We start from the raw sequence: 887 nt of genomic DNA, 5'->3' as shown, positions 1-887 counted from the left end.
TGGTACACCGGACCGGTGACGATCACGCTCACCGGCGCCGACGAGGCCGGCGGTAGCGGGCTCGCCAGCACCGAGTACCAGCTGGACGGGGCCACCACCTGGACGGCGTACACCGCTCCGGTGGCGGTCAGCGGGGACGGCGAGCACGAGCTCCGGTTCCGTTCGACGGACAAGGCCGGCAACGTGGAGGCGACCAAGACCGTCTCGGTCAAGATCGACGCCACCGCGCCGGTGACCACGGCGACGTTCGCTCCGGCGAACGACGCCGGTTGGCACAACGGGACCATCCCGGTCGTGCTGGCCTCCACCGACGCCGGTTCCGGCGTCAAGACGGTGGAGTGGTCGTTGGACGGTGGCGCGTGGACGCCGTACACGACGCCGGTCGAGGTGACCGGTGACGGGCAGCACGAGCTGCTGTACCGCTCGACCGACAAGGCGGGCAACGCCGAGACGCTCAAGTCGGCGGTCTTGAAGATCGACGGCACCAAGCCGACGCTGCTGGTCTCCGGTCTCGCCGACGGCCAGCTCTACGGTGACAGCCAGGACGTTCGGGTGTCCTGGCAGGCCGTTGACCCGACCTCGGGCATCGCGACCGTGGTCGGCCAGCTCGACGGCCAGGCGTACGCCAGCGGCACGCTGCAGGCCATGTACGACCTGTCGCTCGGCCTGCACGAGCTGACCGTGACCGCGACCGACAAGGCGGGCAACAAGACCACCTCGACGGTCCGGTTCTTCGTCACCACCTCGTTCCGGGACATGCAGAGTCTGCTGGACCGGTTCAAGGCGACGGGGCGGCTCTCGACCAAGGCGCACAAGCAACTGTCGAACAAGCTCGACGCTGTGCGGGCGTCCGAGGCGGCCGGCGACGTCAAGGCGGCCGTACGGCT

1 protein-coding gene is annotated in these 887 nt (G+C 69.4%); it reads left to right on the top strand.

Annotated features, from left to right (window positions below; genetic code table 11):
- Positions 1 to 15: 15 nt before the first annotated feature.
- Positions 16 to 887 (top strand): Ig-like domain repeat protein (locus KBX53_RS34420; RefSeq protein ID WP_247676623.1); only part of this gene is annotated, 872 nt, incomplete at its 3' end.

This window comes from Micromonospora sp. M51 (assembly GCF_018070305.1).
Taxonomy (GTDB): Bacteria; Actinomycetota; Actinomycetes; order Mycobacteriales; family Micromonosporaceae; genus Micromonospora; species Micromonospora parva.
The sequence above is the reverse complement of the archived record's forward strand: the minus strand, read 5'-3'. Positions and strand labels throughout refer to the sequence as shown.